The sequence below is a fragment of the Streptomyces caniscabiei genome, from assembly GCF_014930365.1.
Classification (GTDB): domain Bacteria; phylum Actinomycetota; class Actinomycetes; order Streptomycetales; family Streptomycetaceae; genus Streptomyces; species Streptomyces caniscabiei.
Map to the genome: position 1 here is coordinate 312,273 of NZ_JABXWI010000004.1, position 22,154 is coordinate 334,426.

20 protein-coding genes are annotated in these 22,154 nt (G+C 73.7%); 4 read left to right on the plus strand and 16 right to left on the minus strand.

Annotated elements, in window-relative coordinates; genetic code table 11:
- Nucleotides 1–118: 118 nt before the first annotated feature.
- The 4 genes from HW837_RS13140 to HW837_RS13155 are packed head-to-tail and all read right to left on the minus strand — an operon-like array spanning nucleotide 119 to nucleotide 5,071.
- Nucleotides 119–1,123 (minus strand): Rieske (2Fe-2S) protein, encoded by a 1,005-nt coding sequence (locus tag HW837_RS13140; protein WP_045561224.1) that lies wholly within the window; start codon nucleotides 1,121–1,123, stop codon nucleotides 119–121.
- Nucleotides 1,120–2,268: a phytoene/squalene synthase family protein gene (locus HW837_RS13145; protein WP_237270156.1), complete on the minus strand. Its 1,149-nt coding sequence runs from the start codon at nucleotides 2,266–2,268 to the stop codon at nucleotides 1,120–1,122. The genes HW837_RS13140 and HW837_RS13145 overlap by 4 nt, the downstream gene beginning before the upstream one ends.
- Nucleotides 2,265–3,809, minus strand: coding sequence for a phytoene desaturase family protein (gene crtI, locus HW837_RS13150; protein ID WP_193379694.1), 1,545 nt, complete (start codon nucleotides 3,807–3,809; stop codon nucleotides 2,265–2,267). Before crtI ends, HW837_RS13145 begins: the two co-directional genes overlap by 4 nt.
- Nucleotides 3,806–5,071 carry a polyprenyl synthetase family protein gene (locus HW837_RS13155; RefSeq protein ID WP_193379693.1) on the minus strand — a complete coding sequence of 422 codons (1,266 nt, stop codon included), beginning with the start codon at nucleotides 5,069–5,071 and terminating at the stop codon, nucleotides 3,806–3,808. Before HW837_RS13155 ends, crtI begins: the two co-directional genes overlap by 4 nt.
- 319 nt (nucleotides 5,072–5,390) lie before the next feature.
- Between HW837_RS13155 and HW837_RS13160 the strand changes: the two genes are divergently transcribed.
- The 4 genes from HW837_RS13160 (at nucleotide 5,391) to HW837_RS13175 (ending at nucleotide 9,821) form a co-directional block, all read left to right on the plus strand.
- Complete coding sequence (locus HW837_RS13160) at nucleotides 5,391–6,017, plus strand: RNA polymerase sigma factor (RefSeq protein ID WP_045561227.1); 627 nt, start codon at nucleotides 5,391–5,393, stop codon at nucleotides 6,015–6,017.
- A gap of 188 nt (nucleotides 6,018–6,205) precedes the next feature.
- On the plus strand, nucleotides 6,206–7,468 hold the full coding sequence (locus HW837_RS13165; RefSeq protein WP_193379692.1) for a lycopene cyclase family protein: 1,263 nt from the start codon (nucleotides 6,206–6,208) through the stop codon (nucleotides 7,466–7,468).
- Nucleotides 7,469–7,509: 41 nt separating this feature from the next.
- Entirely contained in the window at nucleotides 7,510–8,238 is a 729-nt protein-coding gene (locus HW837_RS13170; protein ID WP_193379691.1) for a class I SAM-dependent methyltransferase, read from the plus strand.
- On the plus strand, nucleotides 8,235–9,821 hold the full coding sequence (locus tag HW837_RS13175) for an FAD-dependent oxidoreductase (protein WP_193379690.1): 1,587 nt from the start codon (nucleotides 8,235–8,237) through the stop codon (nucleotides 9,819–9,821). Before HW837_RS13170 ends, HW837_RS13175 begins: the two co-directional genes overlap by 4 nt.
- A gap of 15 nt (nucleotides 9,822–9,836) precedes the next feature.
- On the opposite strand, the gene HW837_RS13180 is transcribed toward HW837_RS13175, so the two are convergent.
- The 12 genes from HW837_RS13180 to HW837_RS13235 all read right to left on the minus strand — a co-directional run bounded on the left by HW837_RS13180 (nucleotide 9,837) and on the right by HW837_RS13235 (nucleotide 22,079).
- Complete coding sequence (locus HW837_RS13180) at nucleotides 9,837–10,166, minus strand: hypothetical protein (RefSeq protein WP_237270157.1); 330 nt, start codon at nucleotides 10,164–10,166, stop codon at nucleotides 9,837–9,839.
- Between the two features lie 127 nt (nucleotides 10,167–10,293).
- Entirely contained in the window at nucleotides 10,294–11,337 is a 1,044-nt protein-coding gene (locus tag HW837_RS13185; protein ID WP_193379689.1) for a polyprenyl synthetase family protein, read from the minus strand.
- Entirely contained in the window at nucleotides 11,334–12,509 is a 1,176-nt protein-coding gene (locus HW837_RS13190; RefSeq protein ID WP_193379812.1) for a tetratricopeptide repeat protein, read from the minus strand. The genes HW837_RS13185 and HW837_RS13190 overlap by 4 nt, the downstream gene beginning before the upstream one ends.
- Before the next feature lie 217 nt (nucleotides 12,510–12,726).
- Nucleotides 12,727–13,917 (minus strand): alginate lyase family protein, encoded by a 1,191-nt coding sequence (locus HW837_RS13195; RefSeq protein WP_193379688.1) that lies wholly within the window; start codon nucleotides 13,915–13,917, stop codon nucleotides 12,727–12,729.
- Nucleotides 13,918–14,042: 125 nt separating this feature from the next.
- Nucleotides 14,043–14,894, minus strand: a complete 852-nt coding sequence (locus HW837_RS13200) for an ABC transporter permease (protein ID WP_045561232.1) — start codon at nucleotides 14,892–14,894, stop codon at nucleotides 14,043–14,045.
- 11 nt (nucleotides 14,895–14,905) lie between these two features.
- Entirely contained in the window at nucleotides 14,906–15,814 is a 909-nt protein-coding gene (locus HW837_RS13205; RefSeq protein ID WP_193379687.1) for an ABC transporter ATP-binding protein, read from the minus strand.
- A complete protein-coding gene (locus tag HW837_RS13210) occupies nucleotides 15,811–16,182 on the minus strand; it encodes a transcriptional regulator (protein WP_193379686.1) in 372 nt (123 codons plus the stop codon). Before HW837_RS13210 ends, HW837_RS13205 begins: the two co-directional genes overlap by 4 nt.
- The gene (locus tag HW837_RS13215) at nucleotides 16,179–16,679 is read right to left on the minus strand and encodes a hypothetical protein (RefSeq protein WP_193379685.1); all 501 of its coding nucleotides are present in this window, start codon (nucleotides 16,677–16,679) and stop codon (nucleotides 16,179–16,181) included. The genes HW837_RS13210 and HW837_RS13215 overlap by 4 nt, the downstream gene beginning before the upstream one ends.
- Before the next feature lie 115 nt (nucleotides 16,680–16,794).
- The gene (locus HW837_RS13220) at nucleotides 16,795–17,640 is read right to left on the minus strand and encodes a carbohydrate ABC transporter permease (RefSeq protein ID WP_193379684.1); all 846 of its coding nucleotides are present in this window, start codon (nucleotides 17,638–17,640) and stop codon (nucleotides 16,795–16,797) included.
- Nucleotides 17,637–18,992, minus strand: coding sequence for an ABC transporter permease (locus HW837_RS13225; RefSeq protein WP_193379683.1), 1,356 nt, complete (start codon nucleotides 18,990–18,992; stop codon nucleotides 17,637–17,639). The genes HW837_RS13220 and HW837_RS13225 overlap by 4 nt, the downstream gene beginning before the upstream one ends.
- A gap of 5 nt (nucleotides 18,993–18,997) precedes the next feature.
- Nucleotides 18,998–20,332 (minus strand): ABC transporter substrate-binding protein, encoded by a 1,335-nt coding sequence (locus tag HW837_RS13230; protein WP_193379682.1) that lies wholly within the window; start codon nucleotides 20,330–20,332, stop codon nucleotides 18,998–19,000.
- Nucleotides 20,333–20,432: 100 nt separating this feature from the next.
- A complete protein-coding gene (locus HW837_RS13235) occupies nucleotides 20,433–22,079 on the minus strand; it encodes a glycoside hydrolase family 13 protein (protein ID WP_234442722.1) in 1,647 nt (548 codons plus the stop codon).
- Nucleotides 22,080–22,154: the final 75 nt, after the last annotated feature.

Consider the following 22,154-nt stretch of genomic DNA (forward strand, 5'->3'; position numbering starts at 1 on the left):
GGCGAGCCGGGGACGCCCACCCGGCTTGTCTTCCGGCGGACACGGCCGAACGGATGCGCGTACGGAGGTTTCCGCGCCGCAGGCGGCCGTTCGGCCCGTTCGACCTCGTTCGGCCGGTTCAGCCGGGGAAGCGCCCAGTGGAGCGCAGGTGCCGGCGCCGCTCCGCGTAGGCGAGGTCGTCGCGCCACAGGCGGCCCGCAGCGGCCCGTACGAGGGGCCGCAGCAGCGGTGCCGCCTTGCGGGCCAGGGCGAACCCGGGCCGGTCCGAGGCGGCCACGACGGCCTCCACCACGGCCGTCCGGGGCCTGCCCCGGTCGTCGGGGGCGAGCGGTGTCGCATGGGTCTCCACCACCGAGCCCACACCCTCGCCCTCGGTGATGCGCATGACGACCGTGCGCGGCTCGGGCGCGGTGAACACCGCCCGCACCGGCACGACGAGTCGCCCGCCGAGCTTGAAGGACACGTCGACCGTGAACCCGTCCTCCTCCCCGGCGGGCGCGTCGACGACCGTCAGATCGACGAAGGAGTACGGGTGGAACCAGGCGCCGTGCCACGGGTCGAGCCGGTTGGCGACCACGTCCTCTGGCTCGCAGACGCCGACCCCGACGTAGACCGCCGTCAGCGAGGCCGCACGGGCCGGCCGCGTCGGCACCACCGGCGCTTCGAGCGGTGGCTCGCCGCCCACGTCGTCCAGTCGCACCCACACCAGCACGCCGTCGTCGTGGGCGGGCAGCGGCTCCCAGCCGGCGAACGGGCCGCCGTCCAGGGCGAGTCCGTGCCAGTGGCACAGCAGGGTGCCGCAGCGCACCGGGCTGTCCTTCAGGGGCGCGCCCAGATGGGGGCAGCTGCCGGGCCCGGCGACAAGGCGGCCGTCCGCGGCCCGCCATACGACGACCTCGTGGCCGGCGATCGTCCGGGCCAGCGGGCGGTCGTCCCGGATGTCGCGGGTCGCGCCGACGACGTACCAGTTGCCCGAGGGGCGGGCCTGCGCGCGCTTGAGGGCTTCGGCGATCACGGCCGGGCGGGCCTCGCGCCAGGTGGGCCGCTGCCGTTCCCAGGGCACCGGGTCGCGGCGCAGGGACAGGGGATACCGTCGGCGGCGGTCGGGACGTCGGGGGCTCACGCGACCTCCTCGTGGAGCGGTTCCGGCGAGACGGTGACGGCGGTCGGCTCGTGCCCGGCGGCCGTCGGCTCGTCTCCGGCGGCCGTCGGCTGGTGCCCGGCGGCGGGCGTCACGTCCGGCGCCGGCTGTTCCGTCCGCCATGCGCCGGCGCGCGCCGGCGTCCGCCGTGTCCCGGCGTGCGCCGCCGCACGGGCGGCCGCCCGTGCCGCCGCCAGACGTACGAGCCCGTCGACGGCCACCGCGGCGCGGCGGCGGCGGGGGACCACGGACCGGCGGTGCAGCACGGCGTACCCGTCGCGGGCGACGGCGTCCAGGATGCCGCCGTACAGCACGAACGCGGTGCGGATGCAGGGGCGGGAGACGGGGTCGAGCAGGGCGAGGCCGGGGGCGGCCTCGCGGTAGACGCCCCGGGTGAGGTCCTCGAAGGCCCGTAGCGCCTCGGTGATCCGCGGGTCGCGCCGGCCGGTGCTGCGGCTCCACGACAGCAGCTCCCGGTCCACTCCGTGCGCGCCGAGCAGATCGGCGGGCAGGTAGAGGCGGCCCCGGTCGAGGTCCTCGCCGACGTCGCGCAGGAAGTTGGTCAGCTGGAAGGCCACGCCGAGGGCGGCTGCGTGCGGGGCGGCCTCCTCGCGCGGGGCGACCGTCCCGAGGATCGGCAGCATCTGGAGCCCGATCACGGCGGCGGAGCCGTGCATGTAGGCGCGCAGGTCGGCGTAGGTCGGGTAGTCGGTGACCTCCAGGTCGCTGCGCATGGAGGCCATGAAGTCGCCGAAGTGCCGGTGGTCGATGGCGTAGCGCCGGGCCGTGTCGGCGAGCGCGAGGACGACCGGCTCGACGGAGTCACCCCCGTCTCCGCTTCGGGGGTCGCCGTCGCGCAGGCCGCGCTCCAGGCGTTCGTGGAGGAGTGCGAGGTCCGCCGCGCGGCGGTGCGGCGGCGCGGCGGTGTCCAGGGAGTCGACGATGTCGTCGGCCCAGCGGGCGAACCCGTAGAGCGCGTGCACGGCGGGGCGGCGTTCCACGGGCAGCAGCCGGGTGGCGAGGAAGTAGGTCCTGCCGTGCCGGGCGTTGAGGCGGCGGCAGCGCGCGTAGGCGTCGCGCAGCACCGGCTCGGTGATGCCCGCCGCGTCGAGTTCGCGGGCGGTCATGAGGGGGTTCCTTCCGGTGCGGCCGACGCGGTGCGTCGGCGCCTGGGGGCGGGGGCCGTGTGCCGGCCGGTGATCCGGGCGGCGGCGAGCTTGCCGGACAGCAGGACGGTCGGCACGCCGACGCCGGGGGTGGTGCCGCAGCCGGCGAGTACGGCGTTGGCGGTGCCGCGTACGAGGTTGCGCGGCCGGAACGGGCCGGTCTGCGCGAAGGTGTGGGCGGCGGAGAAGGGGGTGCCCGCGGCGTGCCCCTGGGCGTGCCAGTCGGCCGGGGTGACGAGGGCCTGTTCCTGGACGGCGTCGGCGAGGCCGTCGAAGCCTCGTCGTTCCAGCTCCCGCAGGACGCTGTCGCGGTAGCGGGGAGCGAGGTCGCCCCACGCGGCGGCGTCGGGGCCGATGTCGGTGTTGGGGCAGGGCGCGAGGATGTAGTGCAGGTGGTGGCCCGGCGGGGCGAGCGTCGGGTCGGTGGCGGTGGGGCGGGTGATCAGCAGCGACGGGTCGCTCATCAGCTCGCCGGTGCGGGTGAGTTCGTCGAAGGTGCGGCGCCACTCGGTGCCGAAGGACAGGGTGTGGTGGGCGAGTTGGGGCCAGGTCCGGTCGGTGCCGGCGTGCAGCACGACGGCCGACGGCGCGTGTCTGATCCGCAGCGGACGGCGGGGCGGCCGGCCGAGGAGGGCGTAGGCGACGGGCAGGTCGGGCGTGAGGACGACGGCGTCGCAGGCGATGCGCTCGTGCGCGGTGACCACGGCGGTGACGCGGTCGCCGGAGCGTTCCAGCCGGACGACGTCCTGCCCGAACCGCAGGTCGGCGCCTGCCTCGGCGGCGGCGTCGGCCATCGCCCGCGGCAGGGCGTGCATCCCGCCGCGGGGGAAGTACACGCCGGCCACGGTGTCCATGTAGGCGATCACGGCGTACGCGGCGAGTGCCCGTGCCGGCGGGACGCCCGCGTACAGCGCCTGGAAGGAGAAGACCCTGCGCAGGCGTTCGTCGCGCAGGTGGCGGCCGATCCGCGCGTCCAGCCGTCCGAAGCCGCCGAGCGCGGCGAGCCGCGCGAGGTCAGGGGTGAGCAGTTGGAGGGGGGAGTCGAAGTTGGTGTCGATGAAGCGCCTCATCTGCGCCCGGTACAGCCGCTCCAGCCAGCCGCGCAGCCGCCGGTAGCCCGCGGCCTCCCCGGCGCCCGCGAAGCGTTCGACCTCGGCCTCCATGGCGTCGGGGTCGGTGTGGACGTCGATGCCGCTGCCGTCGGCGAACAGGGCCCGGTAGGCGGGGTGCAGGGGGATGAGGTCGACCCGTTCGCGCAGGGTCGTGCCCACGGCGGCGAAGGCCTCGTCGGCGAGGTCGGGCATGGTCAGCACGGTGGGGCCGGTGTCGATGCGGTAGCCGCCGCGCTCCAGGCGTCCGGCGCGCCCGCCGGGCAGCGTGTCGCGCTCGACGAGGGTGACCCGGCGGCCGGCGCCGAGGAGGTGCAGGGTGGCCGCCAGGCCGGAGAGTCCGGCGCCGACGACCACGACGTGGTCGGTGCGCCCGGGAACGGTCCTGGTCACCGGGCGGCTCCCTCGGCGGCGCCCAGCAGCAGCGAGACCGGCACGCCGTCCGGGGGTCCGTGCGGGGCGGAGGACGGGGACGGTGGTGGCGGGTCGCCGGCCGTGGTGTGCAGCAGTTCCCGCAGCCGCAGCCGGCCCTCCGCCTCCAGCGGGGCGGACTCCAGATGCCGCAGGCCCTGGGCGACCAGACGTTCGATCTTCGCCTCGACGATGTCACGGGCGCCGGTGCGGACCAGGACGTCGCGGACCTCGGCGAGACGGGGCTCGGACAGATCGGCTCGGCCGAGCGACCGGCGCAGCAGCGCGAGGGCGCGCCGGTCGTCGGTCGCCTCGGCCCGCGCCTGTGCCACGGCGACGAGGTAGGTGGGCTTGCCGGCCCGGATGTCGCCGCCGGTGGGTTTGCCCGCGTGCCGGGGGCCGCCGAAGACGTCGCCGAGGTCGTCCCGGAGCTGGAAGGCGATGCCGACGCACCGGCCGGCCGAGCACAGGGCCCGGGTGCGTGCGGCGTCCGCGCCGGCCAGCGCGGCGCCGAGGGCCAGGGGGCGCTCCACCGAGTACAGGGCGCTCTTCAGGCAGGCGGCGCGGATCGCGCGGGCCAGGGACCTGGAGGAGGTGGCCTGGCCCTGGATGTCCAGGTACTGCCCGGCCACCATCTCGGTGCGCATGGTGCTCCACAGCTCGCGGACGGTGCGCTCCGCGGCCGGTGCCGCCCTGGTGTCGGCCACGATGTCGTCGGCCCAGGCGAGGGCCAGGTCTCCGGCGAGGATCGCCGCGGCCTCGCCGAACCGCGCTCCGTGGGCCGGCTCCGTGACGTCGGCGTACTGCGCGGCGACGTCGGCGTGCAGGGCGAGCCGTCCGCGGCGCAGCCGGGAGCCGTCCATGACGTCGTCGTGGACGAGCGCGCAGGTCTGGATCAGTTCGAGGGCGGCGCCGACGCGCAGGGCGGCCTCCGTCTCGGCGGCCCCTCCCCCGCAGGCGCGCAGGGCCCACCAGACGAAGCGCGGGCGCATGAGCTTGCCTCCGTCCAGGGCGAAGCGTGCGACGCGCTCGGCCAGGTCCGCCGCGAAGACCGGGTCGAGCGCGGCGGCCCGTTCGGTGCGCTCCGCGAGCAGGCCCGCCAGCACGCGTCGCACGGCGCCGGGCACGTCGCGGTCGACGGCGTGCGGCTCGCACGCGTCCGCCGGTACCTGTGACGGGACCTCCTCAGAGGCCCCGGGCGGTGGCGCTGCCGCGGGGTGGTCCTTCGCGTCGCTGGGGCCCATCGGGGTTCCTTCCGTCGCCGGCAACAGCGGTGTCTGCTTCAACGCCTTCCGTGGCGGAGGCGCGCACGGATGCGCCGAAGGGGTGAAAACGTGCGGCCGGTTCGCGCTCCGAGCGCCGTGCGTACGACGGGCGCGCGGCGGTCCGACGCAAAGCGCTGCACAGGCGATGCAAGTTGTCTCCCTCGGTTCGGCCCTCGCAGGGTGGAGGAGTTGCAGCAGCCGGCGACCGGAGCCCGGCTCGGACGGAACGGGTGCCCCGGCAAGCACGCCCGTCACCCCCTGGGGGCGACGGACCCAGCCCGCACAAGGAGCAGACGCCATGACTGCACAGCAGGCCACCAGGCCCACCCACGACGGCGTGCCGACCGGCGCCCCGGCGGACGACTCCGCCGCGTGCGAGGACCTGGCGGCCGGTTTCGTGGCCGGGGACGAGGGCAGCCTGACCGCCGTCTACCACCGGTGGGGCCCCCTGGTGTTCACCCTGGCCAGGCGCTCCCTCGGCGACGCCCGGGAGGCGGAGGACGTCAGGCAGTCCGTCTTCCTCGCCGCGTGGCGCGGTCGCGCCGGGTACGCCCCGGAGCGCGGCCCGCTGGGTGCCTGGCTGGTCGGCATCACCCGCCGCAAGATCGCCGACGCGCTGGCGGCGCGGACGCGGCGGGCCGAGCTCGTGGCGGCGGCCGGGGCGCGCATGGCGGAGGCGCCCGCACGGGCGGACACGTTGCCCGACGCGGTGCTCGACCGGGTTCTGATCGGCCGCGAGTTCACCAGGATCCCGGCCCCGCAGCGCCTGGTGCTGACCCTGGCCTTCTACGACGACCTGACGCAGACCCAGATCGCCGAGGTCACCGGCTGGCCGCTGGGCACCGTCAAGAGCCACGCGCGGCGCGGACTGCGGAGCCTGGGCCACCGGCTCCGGGAGGAAGGGGTCCTGGACCGTTCGGCCTGACCGGCGAATCGATGCGTGATCGATGCGTGATCAGCGCACCGGCTGGAACCGGAGCGCCGTGCGAGGTCCGCGCCCGGCGGGGAACCCGCTCCCCGTCGGTCGTGCCTGCCACCGGGGCCGCTCCCGAGACGGAAAGCTTGCGCGGGGCCGACCGCGCGCGGCAGGGAACGACGAGGAGGGGGCCGCAGGTGCTGGAAGCTGACGTGGCCATCGTGGGCGCCGGCGCGGCCGGCCTGTCCCTGGCCCACCGGCTGTGCCGGCGCGCCCCCGGTGCCCGGCGCCTGTCGGTGATCCTGCTGGACGCGCCCCCCGGCCCGCTGCGTCCCCCGAGCCGCACCTGGTGCTTCTGGGAGAAGGGACCCGGCCCCTACGACGACGCCCTCAGCGCCGTCTGGCGGCGGCTGCGGATGCGTACCCCCGAGGGCCGGATCCTCCAGGAGGACATCGCGCCCCTGACCTACAAGATGCTCCGCTCCGACGACTTCGAGGATCTCGTCACGCGCCACCTGTCCCGCGCCGAGGAAGTGCGCCGTCTGGAGGCGGCCGTGGAGACGGTGGACGGCGTCGCCGGAGGGGCCGAGATCCGCGCCCGGTCCGGCGAGGGCTCCCCCGTGACCGTCCGCGCCCGCTGGGTCTTCGACTCCCGGCCCCTCGGGAGCCTGCCCGCCGCCCGCACCACCCTGTTGCAGCACTTCCACGGCTGGTTCGTCCGCACCGGCCGCCCCGTCTTCGACAGCGGCACGGTGGAGTTCATGGACTTCCGGGTGCCGCAGCCGCCCGGCGGACTCGCCTTCGGCTATGTCCTGCCCACCGGCCCCGACCGGGCACTGGTGGAGTACACCGAGTTCTCCGGTGCCGTCCTGCCCCGCGACTCCTACGACACCGCGCTGCGCCGCTACGGCGAAGAGGTGCTCGGCCTCGGCGACTTCGACGTCGTCGCGACGGAGAGCGGGGTGATCCCCATGACCGACGCCCGCTTCGAGCGCCGGTCGGGGCCCTCGGTGTTCCGTATCGGCACGGCCGGAGGCGCCACGCGGCCGTCCACCGGCTACACGTTCTCCGCGATCCAGCGGCAGAGCCGGGCGATCGCCGCGGCGCTGCGCGCGGGCCGGAACCCCTCGCCTCCCCCCGCCCACTCGGCCCGCTCGCGCGCGATGGACGCGGTGCTGCTGAGGGCCCTGGACAGCGGCCGGGTCGACGGCGCCGCCTTCTTCACCCGGCTGTTCTCACGGGTGCCGGCGGAACGGCTGCTGCGGTTCCTGGACGGGAGCACCCGCCTGCACGAGGACCTCGCCCTCGGCCTGCGCACGCCCGTGCTGCCGATGCTCCGCTCCGCGGTGGAACTGTCCTGGCTGCCCCGCGGATCCGCCGAACAGCCCTTCCCCAGCGGACCGTTCCCGAACCGCGGCCCCGCCCGACCGTTCCCGGACCACGGCCCCGCCCGCCCATGACCGGCACGGCGACCTTCCGTGCACCCGACCGAGGAGATCCCATGACGCTGCTCCGCGACGAGGACCTGGCCGCCGCCTTCGACCACGCCTCGCGCAGCTACGACACGCTGGTGTCCGCCAACCCCGGCTATCACAGCCAGTTGCGCCGCTCGGCGCGCCGCCTCGGGCTGCCCCGGCGGGGGGCCGGTCTGCGTGTCCTCGACCTCGGCTGCGGGACCGGTGCGTCGACCGCCGCGCTCGCCGCCGTTCTCCCCGAGGCCGAGATCACCGCGGTGGACGCCTCGGCGGGCATGTTGGAGCGCGCGGCCCGCAAACCCTGGCACGAGGGGGTGAACTTCGTGTGCGCGCCCGCCGAGCGACTGGCCGAGGCGGGTGTGGAAGGCCCGTTCGACGCCGTGTTCGCCGCCTATCTCTTCCGTAACGTCACCGATCCCGACGGCGTCCTGTCGACCGTGCGGGACGTCCTGGCCCCCCGAGGTCGGCTGGCGGTGCACGAGTACACCCTCAGCGGCCGGCCCCTCGACCGGGCCATGTGGACCGGGGTGTGCCGTGGCCTGGTCCTGCCCGTCGCCACCGCCCTCGGCGACGGCGACCTCTACCGCCATCTGTGGCGCAGCGTGGTGGAGTTCGACACCGCCGGCGACTTCGCCGCACGGGTCCACTCCCATGGCTTCGAAGCGGTACGGGTCCTGCCCCTGCCCGGATGGCAGACCGGCATCACGCACACGATCGTCGCCCGCCGGCCGGCCACCGCCGAGGACGGCCGATGAAGGCCCGCCGGGGCGGCGACCCGCTGCGGCCGGGCAGGGACCGGCGGGTCCGCAGGGTGAACGCGGTACCGGGCGCCCCGCGCTTCATGGGCGACCGGCCGCCGACGACCGCTGTGGTCGGCGGCGGTATCGCCGGGCTGGCCGCCGCGACCGCCCTCGCGGAGCGCGGGGTGCGGGTCACCCTCCACGAACGGGAGCAGACCCTCGGCGGACGACTGGCGGGCCGGCCGACCGTGCTGTCCGACGGGACCACCGTCACCATGAGCCGCGGCTTCCACGCGTTCTTCCGCCAGTACTACAACCTGCGCGGACTGCTGCGGCGGACCGACCCCGGCCTGACCCGCCTGCGCGCGCTGCCCGACTACCCCCTGCGACACGCCGACGGTCTCCACGACAGCTTCCGGCACATCCCGCGCACCCCGCCGTGGAGCGCGCTGGGCTTCGTCGCCCTGAGCCCCTCCTTCGGGCTCCGGGACCTGATCCGGATGAACCCGGTCGCCGCGCTGCCGCTGCTGGACGTGCGGGTCCCCGACGTCCACACCCGCCTCGACCACGTCAGCGCCCGCGACTTCCTCGACGCGATCCGGTTCCCCGAGGCCGCGCAGCACCTCGCGTTCGAGGTGTTCTCCCGCAGCTTCTTCGCCGATCCGCGCGAACTGTCCGCGGCCGAGATGGTCCTCATGTTCCACATCTACTTCCTCGGCTCGGCGGAAGGACTCCTGTTCGACGTCCCCGACGAGCCCTTCCCGACCGCCCTGTGGGACCCCCTCGCCGCCTATCTCCGCGGCCACGGGGCCGACCTGCGCACCGGGACCCCGGTCGAGACGGTCGAGCCCACGCCCGACGGCGGCTTCCTCGTCGCCGCGGGTGAGGAGGAGCGACGGTACGACGCGGTCGTCCTGGCCCTGGACACGGGCGGCCTGCGTTCCCTCGTCGGAGACTCCCCGCGCCTGGCGGACGCCGCGTGGCGCGAGCGGGTGGCGGCCCTGCGCTGCGCGCCGCCGTTCCTGGTCTCCCGTCTGTGGCTGGACCGCCCTGTCGCCGCCCGCCGTCCCGGCTTCCTGGGCACCGCCGGGTACGGCACGCTCGACAACGTCAGCGTGCTCGACCGCTGGGAGGGCGAGGCCGCGCGCTGGGCCGCCCGCACCGGCGGATCCGTCGTGGAACTGCACGCCTACGCCCTGTCCGACGGCTCGCCCCGAGACGTCGAACAGAAGCGTCTGCTGGAGCAGTTGCACCGGGTGTACCCCGAGACGCGGGCGGCGCGGGTGCTGGACGAACGGCACGAGTGGCGGGCCGACTGCCCGCTGTTCCCGGTCGGCGGGTACGACGACCGGCCCACGGTCCGCACCAGCGACCCCGCCCTGGTGGTGGCCGGGGATCTGGTCCGCACCGGCCTCCCGGTCGCCCTCATGGAGCGGGCTGCCACCAGCGGATTCCTCGCCGCCAACGCGCTGCTGGAGCGGTGGGGGGTCAGGGGCCAGACGCTGTGGACCGTCCCCGACGGCGGCCGGGGCCCCCTGCTGCGCCGGCTCGCCCGGAGGGCGGAACCGGCGCAGGAGCGGGGGTCGGTTCGGCCGTGACGACGGGTGCGATCGTCACCGTTCCGCCGCGGGCCCCGCACCCATGGTCCTGAGCTGCCGGACGAGGCGGGCCTGCGGCGGCACGCGTGTCGCCGCGCCGGGTGTCCGGGCGCCCGCTTCAGCCGTCCGATGGCGCCGTAACCACAGGGATGTCATGGACAACAGCCCGGTGAAGACCACCAGAAGCACCACGGACACCCACATGGGCCGACTTCCGGGACGCGTCCACCCTTCCTCGGCCGCCGACGCCGCCCACAGGACGGCGGCGGTCGCGTAGAAGGCTCGGATGCGTCGCAGTTGCCGCACGACGGGCGGCGGCATCGGATGGTCTTTCCTCGGCGTCATGGCGCCCCGTGTACCCGCATCCGTCCCCGGTTCACCGGTCACTTGGGGAGAACGCGCCGTTGGCACGCGCCGCCGGAGACGGAGGCCCGCTCAGAGGTGCCACGCGCCGCCGAAGGCGGAGGCCCGCTCAGAGGTCGCGCAGCACCAGGTACCGCGACAGCGCCCGCAACTCGTCCCCGGCTCCGCCCTCCGGCAGGACGTCGGCCAGCTCGGCGTCCGCGGCGGCGATGTGCGCCCGTGCCTCGTCCAGAGCCGCCGCCCTGCCGCCGGCCGCCTCGACGAGGCCGGCCGCCTCCTCGGGGTCCGCCCCCGACTCCAGGAGGACGGCCAGACGCCGCGCCTCGGTGGTCGGGCAGTCGAGCGCGGCCAGGACGGGGAAGGTCTTCTTGCGCTCCCGGAGATCGCCGTGCACGGGTTTGCCGGTGACCTCGGGGTCGCCCCAGATGCCCAGCACATCGTCGACGATCTGGAACGCCAGGCCGAGACGGCGGCCGGCGCGGTCGAGCGCCGAGACCACGTGCGGCGGACCGCCGCCCAGCAGCGCGCCGAGTGCGGCCGAGCTGCCGAGCAGGGCCCCGGTCTTGCCCTCGGCCATCGCCCGGTACTCCGCGGGCCGCACCCGCTCGGGCCCCGTCCAGGGGCGCGTGGTGAACAGCAGGTCCTCGGCCTGACCGTGCACCAGGTCGCCCAGCGCCGCCGACAGCACACGCAGCGCGGTGGGACCCGCCCCGGTGGCCGCGAGCGTCTCGACGGCCAGCGCGAACAGGGCGTCGCCCGCGAGGACCGCGGGTCCCGTGCCGTATGCCGCCCAGACGGCGGGGCGACGGCGGCGGGCCGTGTCACCGTCCATGATGTCGTCGTGCAGCAGCGAGAAGGTGTGCACCAGCTCCACCGCGACCGCCGCGGGCACCCCGGTGCGCCCGGCGGCGCCCACCGCCTCGGCGCCGAGCACGGCCAGTGCCTGTCGCACGCCCTTGCCCCCGGACGCGGCGGCGGGGGCCGGGGCGCCACTCACCTCGCACCAGCCGAAGGAGTACGCGGCCATCTCGCCCACCCAGGGGTGCATCCGCCCGACCGCGTCCCGCAGGGCAGGCCGCACCAGCTCGCGGCAGCGCGCCAGTACGAGGGGGACGTCGGCCGGTACCCGCAAGGCGGAGGAGAGCGGGGTCACCGTACGGCCTCCGCCCGGACACCGCGCCCGGCGGTCCGCGCGTCGCGGTGCGCCTGGTCGTCAGGGCCCGCCTGGTCGTGTGCGGGGAGTTCGCCCCGGTCCCGAAGGACGCGCTCGTCCTGGTCCCGCGGAGCATGTTCGTCCTCGTCGCGCAGGCCGAGCTCGTCCCGTGCCCGCTCCACCATCTGCCGTGCGTGCCGGAGTCCGATCCGCTCCAACTCCCGTGCCAGACCGTCCAGTTCCGACGCGGTCTCGGTACGGTCCCGGCCCAGTCGGGCGCGGGACTTGACCAGCCCCAGCCTGGACAGCGCCTCCCCTCGTGGCTCGCTCATCCCACGGAACTCCGCGAGGGCCCCTTCGTAGGTGTCCCGTGCCTCGACATGACGCCCCGCCCGGTAGAGGACGTTGCCGCGCATCTTGTGGTTGTAGGCCAGCGCGCTGGACAGCCGCATCTCCCGGCACATCACCTCGGCCTCCGACAGCAGCACGAGCGCCCGCTCGACGTCCCCGTCCCGCGCCGAGACGATGTCGGCGAGCCCGCGCAGTGCCCAGGCGTGGCCGCGCCGGTCGTCGGCGCCCGCGGCTATCAGGGCCGCCTCCTCGAACATCGCGTAGGCGCTGTCGAACGAGCCCCGTTGGCGGTGGATCTGCGCGATGCCCTCCAGCGCCCACACCGTGTGGCGCGCCTCCCCGCGTCGCCGGGCCTCGGCCAGCAGCTGTTCGTGCAGCTGGGCGACGGCCTCGTAGTCGCCCTGGATCCGGCCCGTCTCGGCCAGTCCCGCGAGGGAGTAGCCGCGCACGACGATGTCGCCGCCCCGTTCGCCCAGCTCGGCCGCCAGCCCGAGGAGCCGCCGGGCCAGGGTGAACGAGCCTCGTTGCCGGGCCAGCGTGCCACCGCTCCACAGGGCCCAGGCCATCGCTCCCGTGTCCCCCGCCGCTCTGGCCGCGCGATAACTCGCCTTCCACGCCCGGTCCGCCTCACCGATCTGCCCCAGCCGGCGGTGCGCCTCGGCCACGGCGAGCCCGGAGCGTGCCGCCTCGCCGTGCTCCCCGGCGCGCTCGGCCTCTCTCAACTGCCGTGTGCCGGCCGCCAGTACCTCGGTCAGGGAGGAATTCACGGACAGGGTGGTCAGAGCGCCTTGGTATTCGGGCGCGAACGCCTTGCCGTACATGGAACCCTTTCGGTGGATGCGCCCTACACGCGCCATGTATACACGCTGTGTATACATGATGTGTATAGAGAGCGAAAATCAACGCCGCCCCAGGAGCCGGGGCGGCGTCCGTTACCGATCAAGATGCCGTGCGCGCCGTGCGGGTTGCTCGTGAGGCGCAGATCACCTCACCGGGCGGCACGGCTCCGGCCGGCCGCCAACCATCGCTGGGCGGCGCTCAGTTGGGGTTCTCCGCGTGCGTGAGCGTCGTCCAGGCGTTGAAGTAGTTGTCCGTGCCCGAGGGCCGGCGGGCCTCGGTGTACTTCTGGGTGTTGGTCATCGCGATGCCGAGGCGGTGGTGGAGGGCGTTGAAGCCGACCTCGGTGACCCGGCCGAGTCCCTTGGCGACCGAGCCGCCGCACAGCCAGGAGGGCACGGCGGTGCCGTTCTCGTAGGACGTGTGGAAGCCCAGCGCGTGGCGCAGCCGGTCCTGGATCCTGGGGTAGAGGTCCTGGCCCTGGATCCGGCTGGTCTCCGCGATGTTGGCGAGGGAGGCGATGCCCCAGCCGGTGTGCCCGAAGTCGCGGCAGGTCTCCTGGGCGAGGCCGTCGGTGAAGGTGTCCTGTCCCTGCCAGTACTTGATGATCTCGGCACGGGTGTCGATGCTGCTGCCGGCGGGCGGTTCGGGCAGGTCGCCGTCGCCGTTCAGGTAGACGTACGCCGGGACGCGGGCGAGGTAGGTGGCGACGGCCTTGTCGTAGGCGGCGCGGTCCTCGATGAAGACGGCGATGCCGAGCGCCGCCTCGGTCATGACCAGTTCCCAGTTGCCGTTCTTGGTCGGGGCGCCGTTGATGACCTCGGGGAGGTACACGTCGCGCAGCATGGTCGCGAAGCGGACCGCGCCAGGCCAGCCGCCGTCGTAGGTGTACTTGATGATCTCGGCGGCGCGCGGCCAGGTGGAACCGGCCCAGCCGGTCTGCAGCGGGGCGTTGCTGTTGGTGTGGTCGGTGATGGTCGCGGACCAGGCGTCCATGATCTCGATCGACTTTTTGGCGTACCGGCTGTCGCGGGTGAAGTACCAGGCGAGCGCCTGCGTGTAGGCGGCGACGGCGTCCTGGCGCTCGTCGGTGCAGCCGTTGTTGGGGTTGGACGAGGAGCCGCACTCGACGACGGGCCGCGGTTTGGCGGGACGCGACAGGGAGGCGTAGGAGCTGGCCATCATGGCGTCGTAGGCGGCCTTCCACGGCTGCCGGCCGGCCCGCACGTTCGACCGGGCGTGGTCGAGCTGCCCCCGACTCACCAGCACACCGGGGTGGGTGAAGGCGGCCGGGGCGGCCTCCGCGCGTGGGGCCGGGCCGGTGAACTGGACGCTCAACAGCCCGGCCAGCAGGGCGAGTACACCGAGCAGGGCGGTTCTGGTGCGGGACATCCGATGACCTCTTCCGTTCAGGAAAATTCGTTCAGGAATGAGAACGCCGTTCCGAATACAGAAGCTTGGTCCGGACCATAGAAATCAACCGTGCACATGTCAACAGGCGGGACGCGCCCACCGGGCTAGTCGGACGGCGCGCCGCTCCGTTCCGCACGGCGGTGGCGCGCGGCCAGACGGGAGCCGGACTCGCGGCGGGCCGCGCGGCGCAGCAGGGGGACCGCGAGGAGGAAGCCCAGCACCGCCCAGGCGGTCAGCACCAGGGCGACCAGGGGCAGTTCCCAGGAGCCGGCCATCTCGGCGGCCCGTGCCGAGTCCGGGAGCAGCGCCGAACGCAGGCCCTGCGCCATCCACTTGAGCGGGAAGACCGCGGCCACCTGCTGGACCGGCACGGGCAGCACGGTGATGGGGAAGACCACCCCCGAGGTGAGCAGCAGCCCCATCGTCGGCAGCATGATCAACGCCAGCGCCTCACGGGGGTTGGGCAGTACGGCGCCTATGGCCGCGCCGAGCGGTACGACGGCGAGCAGCCCGAGCGTGGTGACCCACAGCAGCGTCAGCCAGCCGCCCGGCCCCCGGGGCAGGGGCCCGTCCACCAGCAGCGCCGCGGCCCCGAGGAGGAGCGCCAGCGTGCCCACCGACACCACGACCACCAGCACGGACTTGGCGACGAGATAGGCCGGTATCCCGCCGGGCGTGGCACGCAGCCGCAGCAGGGCGCCCTCCTCCCTCTCGGTCACGAGTATCTGCGGGAGGTTGATCAGCCCGATCTGGAACAGCAGGTAGGCGGCGAAGCCCGCCAGCACCAGATGGGACATGGGGGTCCGGGTGCCGGGCACGTCGTCACCGATCCAGGCGGCGACGAGCAGCGCCACGACCACGTTGGTCAGATGGCTGGACATCTCCTTGCCGCTGCGCACGAAGTGCCGCAGCTCGATGCCGCCGCGCTGGAGCCCGGCACGCCATGTGTTCGTCATGGGTGACCCTTTCACGCGACCCCCGCCTCCTCGTCCACGGCGCCGTCCGCGCCGTCGGCCTCCCGGTGCACCATGTGCAGATAGGTGTCCTCCAGCGTCGGGCGGCGGACCTCCAGGTCGGCGATCGGGCCGTCCGCGTGCCGGTGGAGCTCCCAGACCAGCCGGGAGGGGTCCTCGGTGCGTTCGCGGCGGGACGTACCGTCGTCGGCCGTCCAGCGGACCTCGGCCCGGGCGGCGGCGCGGCGGGCCAGTTCCGCGGGGGTTCCGCAGGCCCGGATCCGGCCGCCGACCAGCATGGCGATCCGGTCCGCGAGCCGCTCGGCCTCCGCCAGGTCGTGGGTGGTGAGCAGGACGGTGACGCCCTCGTCGCGGGCCAGCCGTTCCACCAGGCCGTGGAACTCGTGCCGCGCCTCCGGGTCGAAGCCGGCGGTCGGCTCGTCCAGGAAGAGGAGTTCGGGGCGGCCGACTATGCCGAGCGCGACGTCCAGCCGGCGGCGCTGGCCGCCGGACAGCCGGCCCACCTGCCGGCCGGCCTGCTCGGTGAGGCCGACCAGGTCGAGGAGTTCGGCCGGGTCGCGCGGGGCGGGGTAGTACGTCGCGAAGTGTGTCAGCAGTTCGGCGACCCGCCAGCCGCGGTGGTCGCGCCAGGACTGCAGGACCAGTCCGATCCGGGCCCGCCACGCGTCGTCGCCCCGCTCGGGGTCCGTCCCGAGGACGCTCGCCTCACCGCCCGAACGCCGTCGGAAGCCCTCCAGGATCTCGACGGTGGTGGTCTTCCCGGCCCCGTTGGGGCCGAGCAGCGCGAAGACCTCGCCGCGACGGATGTCCAGGTCGACACCACGCAGGACGTCGAGGGCGCCGTACGACATCGTCACATCGCGCGCGTGGACGACGGCCGGTGCGTCGGTGTGCCCCGTCATCGTCCGGCCTCCGCGTGCCGTTCCCGTGCTGCCGAAGCGCCGGGCGCGGCCGGGGAGCCTGTCGCGGCCGGGGGGCCGGCGCCGTCGACGATCGCCCGGAGCGCCGCGACGTGCCCCTCGAAGGCGGCGCGGCCGCGGTCCGTCAGCCGTACCCGGGTGCGCCGCCTGCGGCCGCCGCCCTCCTTGCGGAGCTCCAGGTATCCGGCCTCCTCCAGGGTGTGCAGTTGCTTGGAGAGGGCGGAGTCGCTGAGCGAGAGGCTGTCGCGGACGAACGGGAAGTCCGCCCATTCGGTGGCGGCGAGCAGCGCGACCACCGAGAGCCGGGTGGCGGGGTGAATCAGCTCGTCGAAGCCGCTGGGGGTGCTCATCGACTTGCCTCCTCGTCCGCCGCCGGTTCGCCGCCGCGCCGAACCGAGTCGGCCGCCCAGCGGTTGGCGGGACCGAGGGAGAGCAGGTACACGGCCACCGCGGCCGTGGCCTGGACGGGGGCGGCGTAGATCGGCGCCAGTGACTCGGTCAGGTGGTCCGACAGCACGATCGTCCCGCCGACCAGCACCGCCGCCGCTCCGAACGCGGCCCACATACGCCCGGGGCAGCGCGTGTGGTGCAGCCGCATCCGGCTCCTGCGGCCGCTCATCGCGACCAGCAGGCCCAACAGCCCGACGTAGGTGGCCACGAACAGTCCGACGCCCCACTGGGGCAGGTCCATGCCCACGCCGGCCAGGAACACCCACATGAGCGCGGCCGTGCCGTAGGTGGTGCCGCGCCCGCCGGACACGGTGTGCTCGAACTCGTCGTACACCCGCTCCTGCGGCACCCGGATGCGTTGCAGATCCCTCCACGCCTGTTCGGCGTCCACCGGCATGCCCACGTCCCTCGCCCTCCCGCGCCAACTCGACTTTCCCGGAAGGAAAGTTAGCTCCCGACTTTCCCGATGGGCAAGTCGGGAACGCGTCACGTACGGCGGCGTGTCACCGGGGCTACTTCACGGAACCCGCCATCACCCCCTGGACGAAGTGCCGCTGGAAGGCGAAGAACACGGCGACCGGCACGATCAGGGAGAGGAAGGCGCCCGGGGCCAGGACGTCGATGTTGCTGCCGAACTGCCTGATCTGTGACTGGAGTTCCACGGTCAGCGGCTGTGCCGAGCTGTCGGCGAACAGGAGCGCCACCAGCATGTCGTTCCACACCCACAGGAACTGGAAGATGGCGAGGCTGGCGATGGCCGGCCGTCCCACGGGCAGGACGAGACGGGTGAAGATGCGCCACTCGCCGCCCCCGTCCATCCGGGCCGCCTCCAGCATCTCCTTCGGCATCTCGGCGAAGTAGTTCCGCAGCAGGAAGATCGCGAACGGCAGCCCGTAGGAGACATGGAAGAGGACGACCCCCGGGATGGTGCCGAACAGCCCCAGCTGGCCGAAGAGTTTGGCCACCGGCAGCAGGCCGATCTGGACCGGCACCACCAACAGGGCGACCACCAGCAGGAACAGCGGGTCACGGCCGGGGAAGTCCAGCCAGGCGAAGGCGTATCCGGCGAGGGCCGCGATGACGACGACGAGGACGGTCGTGGGCACCGAGATCAGGACCGTGTTCCAGAACGCCCGCGTGATACCGGAGTTGCCCAGCAGCGTGGAGTAGTTGTCGAACGACAGCTGGCCGGGACTGGTGAGCGCCGTCCACCAGCCGCCCCGGGCCGTGTCCTCGGTGGAACGCAGGGACGACAGGAGCAGTCCGGCGAGCGGAGTGAGCCAGATCAGGCCGACGACCACGAGGAAGGCCTGGACGAGGCTGTTGCCGAGCGCCCGCCTGAGCGCGGTGACGTTCATCGCTGACTCCCTTTGAAACGGCGGACGTTGAAGACCATCGCGGGGACCACCAGCAGCAGGAGCAGGACGCCGAGCGCGCTGCCGAGCCCCTGGTCGTTGCCGCCGCCGAAGGAGACCAGCCACATCTGGGTGGCGAGCACGGTGGCGTCCTCCTGCACCGGTCCGGGCGCGATGATGTAGACGAGGTCGAAGACCTTCATCACGTTGATGACGAGGGTCACGAAGACCACGGTCAGGACGGGGGCCAGCAGCGGCACGGTGATCCGGCGGAACACCTGCCACTCGTTGGCGCCGTCCATCCGCGCCGCCTCCAGCGTGTCCCGTGGCAGCGTCGACAGCCCGGCGCCGATGAGCACCATCGCGAAGCCGGTCCAGATCCACAGGTAGGCGCCGATGACGGCGGGGGTCACGAGCGTCGGACCGAGCCAGGAGATGCCCTCGTAGGGCGGGGCGAAGTTCGAGCCGGGGAGCGTGACCGTGTACGAGCCCGCCTCCAGGTCCGGGAAGCGGAAGGAGCCGTCGGCCGCCGTCGTCGTGCTCGCGACCGTGCTCCCGTCCCGCACCGCCTCGACCTTCATCGCCGGCAGTCCGCTCTCGCGGCGGTCCACCTCGCCCTGCTTCCCTCCCCCGCCGGGGGTGAAGTCCAGGTAGACGACGCCGCGCAGCTCGTCGGTGCCCGCGGCCCGGGACGCCGCCGCGCGGGCGGGTTCCGCGCCGTCGAGGTCCTTCGGCGCGACGCCGACCAGGCCGAGGGCGACGGTCTCACCGGGCGACACGGTCGCGGTCGTACGGTACGAGCCGTCGCCGCCGGCGGTGAGGCCCTCGTCCTCGCGGGCGCGGGCCGTGGGGTAGGAGGAGGTGCCCCGGAAGGCGTCGTGGATGCCGACCACCGCCGCGTTGAGGACGCCCTTGTCGGGGTCCTCGTCGTAGGCGAGCCGGAAGATGATGCCGGCGGCGAGGAAGGAGACGGCCATCGGCATGAACAGCAGCAGCTTGAACGCCGTCGCCCAGCGGATCTTCTCGACCAGGACGGCGAGGATCAGTCCCAGCCCGGTGAGCAGGGCGGGCGCCACCACGACCCAGACGGTGGTGTTGCGCACGGCCTTGAGGGTGGCCGGGTCGCGGAACATCTCGGTGTAGTTGTCGCCGCCCACGAACCGGGTGCCGGAGGCGTCGAAGAAGCTGCGGCCGACCGAGAACAGCACCGGGTAGAGGACGAGTGCGCCGAGCAGGAGCAGCGCGGGGAGGACGAAGAGGAGGGCGACGATCCGGCCCCGCCGCCGGGAGCGCCGCTCGGGGGCGGCGCTTCCGGCGGCGGGCGGACCGGCCACCTTCGTGAGTGTGGCGGTCATCGCGGTCAGTCCTTGTAGGCCTTGGCCGCGGCGGTCTCCAGCCGCTTCGCGGTCGCCTCCGGATCGGAGGGGTCACGCAGGAAGTCCTGGAGTATCTTCCACTCCCCCGCGCCCTTGGTCCCGCCGAACGCGGCCGGTGCCTGGTCGGACATGTCGAAGCGGACCGTGTCCCCGGCCGCGATCAGGGACTTGGCGGTCGTGCGGGTGACGTCGTCGCCGTAGGCGGAGAGGTCGAGGCCCTTGTTCGGGGACAGGAAGCCGCCCGCCTCCGCCCACACGGCAGCGGCCTCGGGGGTCGCCAGATACTCCAGGAGGGCCATGCCGGCCTCGGTGTTCTTGCCGTCCTTCAGCACGACGGCCGCGTCACCGCCGCTGACCACGGGCGCCTTCCCGCCGCCGACCTGCGGGAAGGGGAAGAAGTCCGCGTCCTCGCCGATCGTCCGGCCGAACTGGTCCTTGGCGACACCGGCGACGAAGTCGCCCTCGTAGACCAGGCCGGCCTCGGGCTCGGGCCCGAAGACCTTCTCGACGGAGCCGGGGAAGTCGGTGTTCAGGGCGCCCTTCTGTCCGCCGGCCAGGAGCTGCTTGTCCTCGAAGAGGTCGCCGAGGGTGGTGAGGGCGTCGACCACGCTCCGGTCGGTCCACTTCAACTCGTGGGTGGCGAGGGCGTCGTACTTCTCGGGCCCGGCCTGGGAGAGGTAGACGTTCTCGAACCAGTCGGTGAGCGTCCAGCCGTCCTGTCCGGCGACGGAGAACGCGGCGAGGCCCGAGTCGGAGACGGTCCGCCCGGCCTTCAGCATCTCCTCGTACGTCTTCGGCGGCTGGACGCCGGCCTGGTCGAGGGCGTCGGGGCTGTACCAGACGGTCGACTTGTGGGCCGCCTTGAAGTACAGGCCGTAGAGGGTGTCGTCGACGCTGCCGTAGTCCTTCCAGACGTCGGCGTAGTGGGCGTCGACGGACTTGGTGGCGGCTGCGGACAGCGGCTTGAGCCAGCCCGCCTCGGCGAACTGCTGGAGCACGCCGACCTGCGGGACCATCACCACGTCGGGGGCGTTGCCGCCCTCGATCTTGCTGCCGACGACGGTGGAGACGTTGTCGCCGGTGGAGACGAACTGGGTCCTGGCGCCGGTCTTCTCGGTGAAGGCGTCCAGGACCTTCTGGAAGTTCTTCTGCTCGGTGCCGGACCAGACGCCGGCGACGGAGACGGTCTGGCCGTCGAGCGTCCTGTCGCCGCCGCCCGCGGCGACGGGCTCCCCTCCCCCGCACGCGGTCGCACCGAGCGCCAGCGTGAGGACGAGGGCGGTACAGCTCGCGGGCAGGGTGGTACGTGGTCGCATCATCGTCGATGTCCCTTCGGAAAGTGTCGCAAGGTGATGGAGCGGAACGGCCGGGACGGATCACGGCCGGTGCGGAGGGTGCTGGGGGGCGGGGGTGTGGGGCTCAGGAAGCGGTGTCGTCACCGATCCACCAGGCGGCCGTGGCGCCGGGGAGGACCCCGGACGGGCAGGGGCCGCTGGACAGCAGAGGGGTGCCGGGGACGGGCGCCGGCGCGGGTGCCGTACCGAAGTTGACCGCGCAGACGAGGCCGTCGCCGCGGACGAAGCCGAGGACGTCGGGCTGGGTGTCCAGCCAGCGCAGCGTGCCCTCGCCCAACTGGGGCAGAGCCGCGCGCAGTTGGAGCCCGTCGCGGTACAGGTGCCAGAAGGAGCGGGTGTCGGCGAGGGCGCGGTCGGTGGCGTACTCGGCGAAGTAGTCGGGCTGCGGCAGCCAGGGCTTGGCGCCCTCGACTCCGGAGGTGAAGCCGAAGGGTGAGGCCTGTCCGGACCACGGCAGCGGGACCCGGCAGCCGTCGCGGATGCGGGCGCGGCTTCCGGTGCGGCGGAAGATGGGGTCGGTGAGCACGTCGTCGGGCAGGTCGACCACCTCGGGCAGACCCAGCTCCTCGCCCTGGTAGATGTACGCCGCGCCGGGCAGCGCCAGCATCAGCAGGGCGGCGGCGCGGGCGCGGGCGGCGCCGAGGCCGCTGCCCTCGGTGGCCGGTTCGCCGTAGCGGGTGACGGTGCGGACCTGGTCGTGGTTGTTCAGGACCCAGGTGACGGTCGACCCGGTGCCGGCGATGTCCTGCATGGCCTCGGTGATGACCTTGCGGAAGGCGTCGGCGTCCCAGGAGGCGCTCAGCAGGTCGAAGAAGAAGGCCTGGTGCAGTTCGTCGGGGCGGACGTACCGGGCGTGTTCGCGGGCCGTCGGGACGGAGACCTCGCCGACCAGGAGCCGCTCGCGGCCGTCGCGCGCTGTGTACTCCTCGCACACCGCGCGCCAGTGCCGCCACACGTCGTGGACCTCGGGCTGGTTCCAGGCGAGCGGGTTGACCGAGTCGCGGGTGCGGGCGTCGGCCCCGGGGTCCGGTGAGTCGGGCAGTTCGGGGTGTTTGAAGAGCCCGGCGGCGACGTCGATGCGGAAGCCGTCGACGCCCCGGTCGAGCCAGAAGCGCAGGACGCCGTCGAAGTACGCGCCGACCTCGGCGTCGCGCCAGTTCCAGTCGGGCTGCTCGGGCGTGAACATGTGCAGGTACCACTGGCCGGGGCGGCCGTCGGCCTCGGTGACACGGGACCAGGCGGGGCCGCCGAACATGGCATGCCAGTTGTTGGGCGGTTCGGCGCCGTCCGGTCCCCGGCCGTCGGCGAAGTGGAAGCGGGAGCGGGCCGCGCCGCCGGGCGGTGCGGCGAGCGCCTCGCGGAACCAGGGGTGCTCGCTGGAGCAGTGGTTGGGGACGATGTCGAGCAGGACCTTGATGCCCAGCCGCCGGGCGTCAGCCACGAGCAGGTCGAACTCGGCGAGGTCGCCGAAGAGCGGGTCGACGTCGCGGTAGTCGGCGACGTCGTAGCCGTGGTCGTGCTGCGGCGAGGGGTAGAAGGGGCTCAGCCAGATCCCGTCGACGCCCAGTTTCCTCAGGTACGGCAGTCCGGCCCTGACCCCGGCGAGATCGCCGACGCCGTCGCCCGTGCTGTCCAGGAAGCTGCGGACGTACACCTGGTAGATCACTGCGTCGCGCCACCAGCGACGTGTGTCGATGTGCTTGGAGCTCACCCGTTGACCTGTCTGTGCGTGTTTCCCGGCCTAGCGGTTATGCATGCATGTTAGGTAGGCGAGTCACGGGGGTGT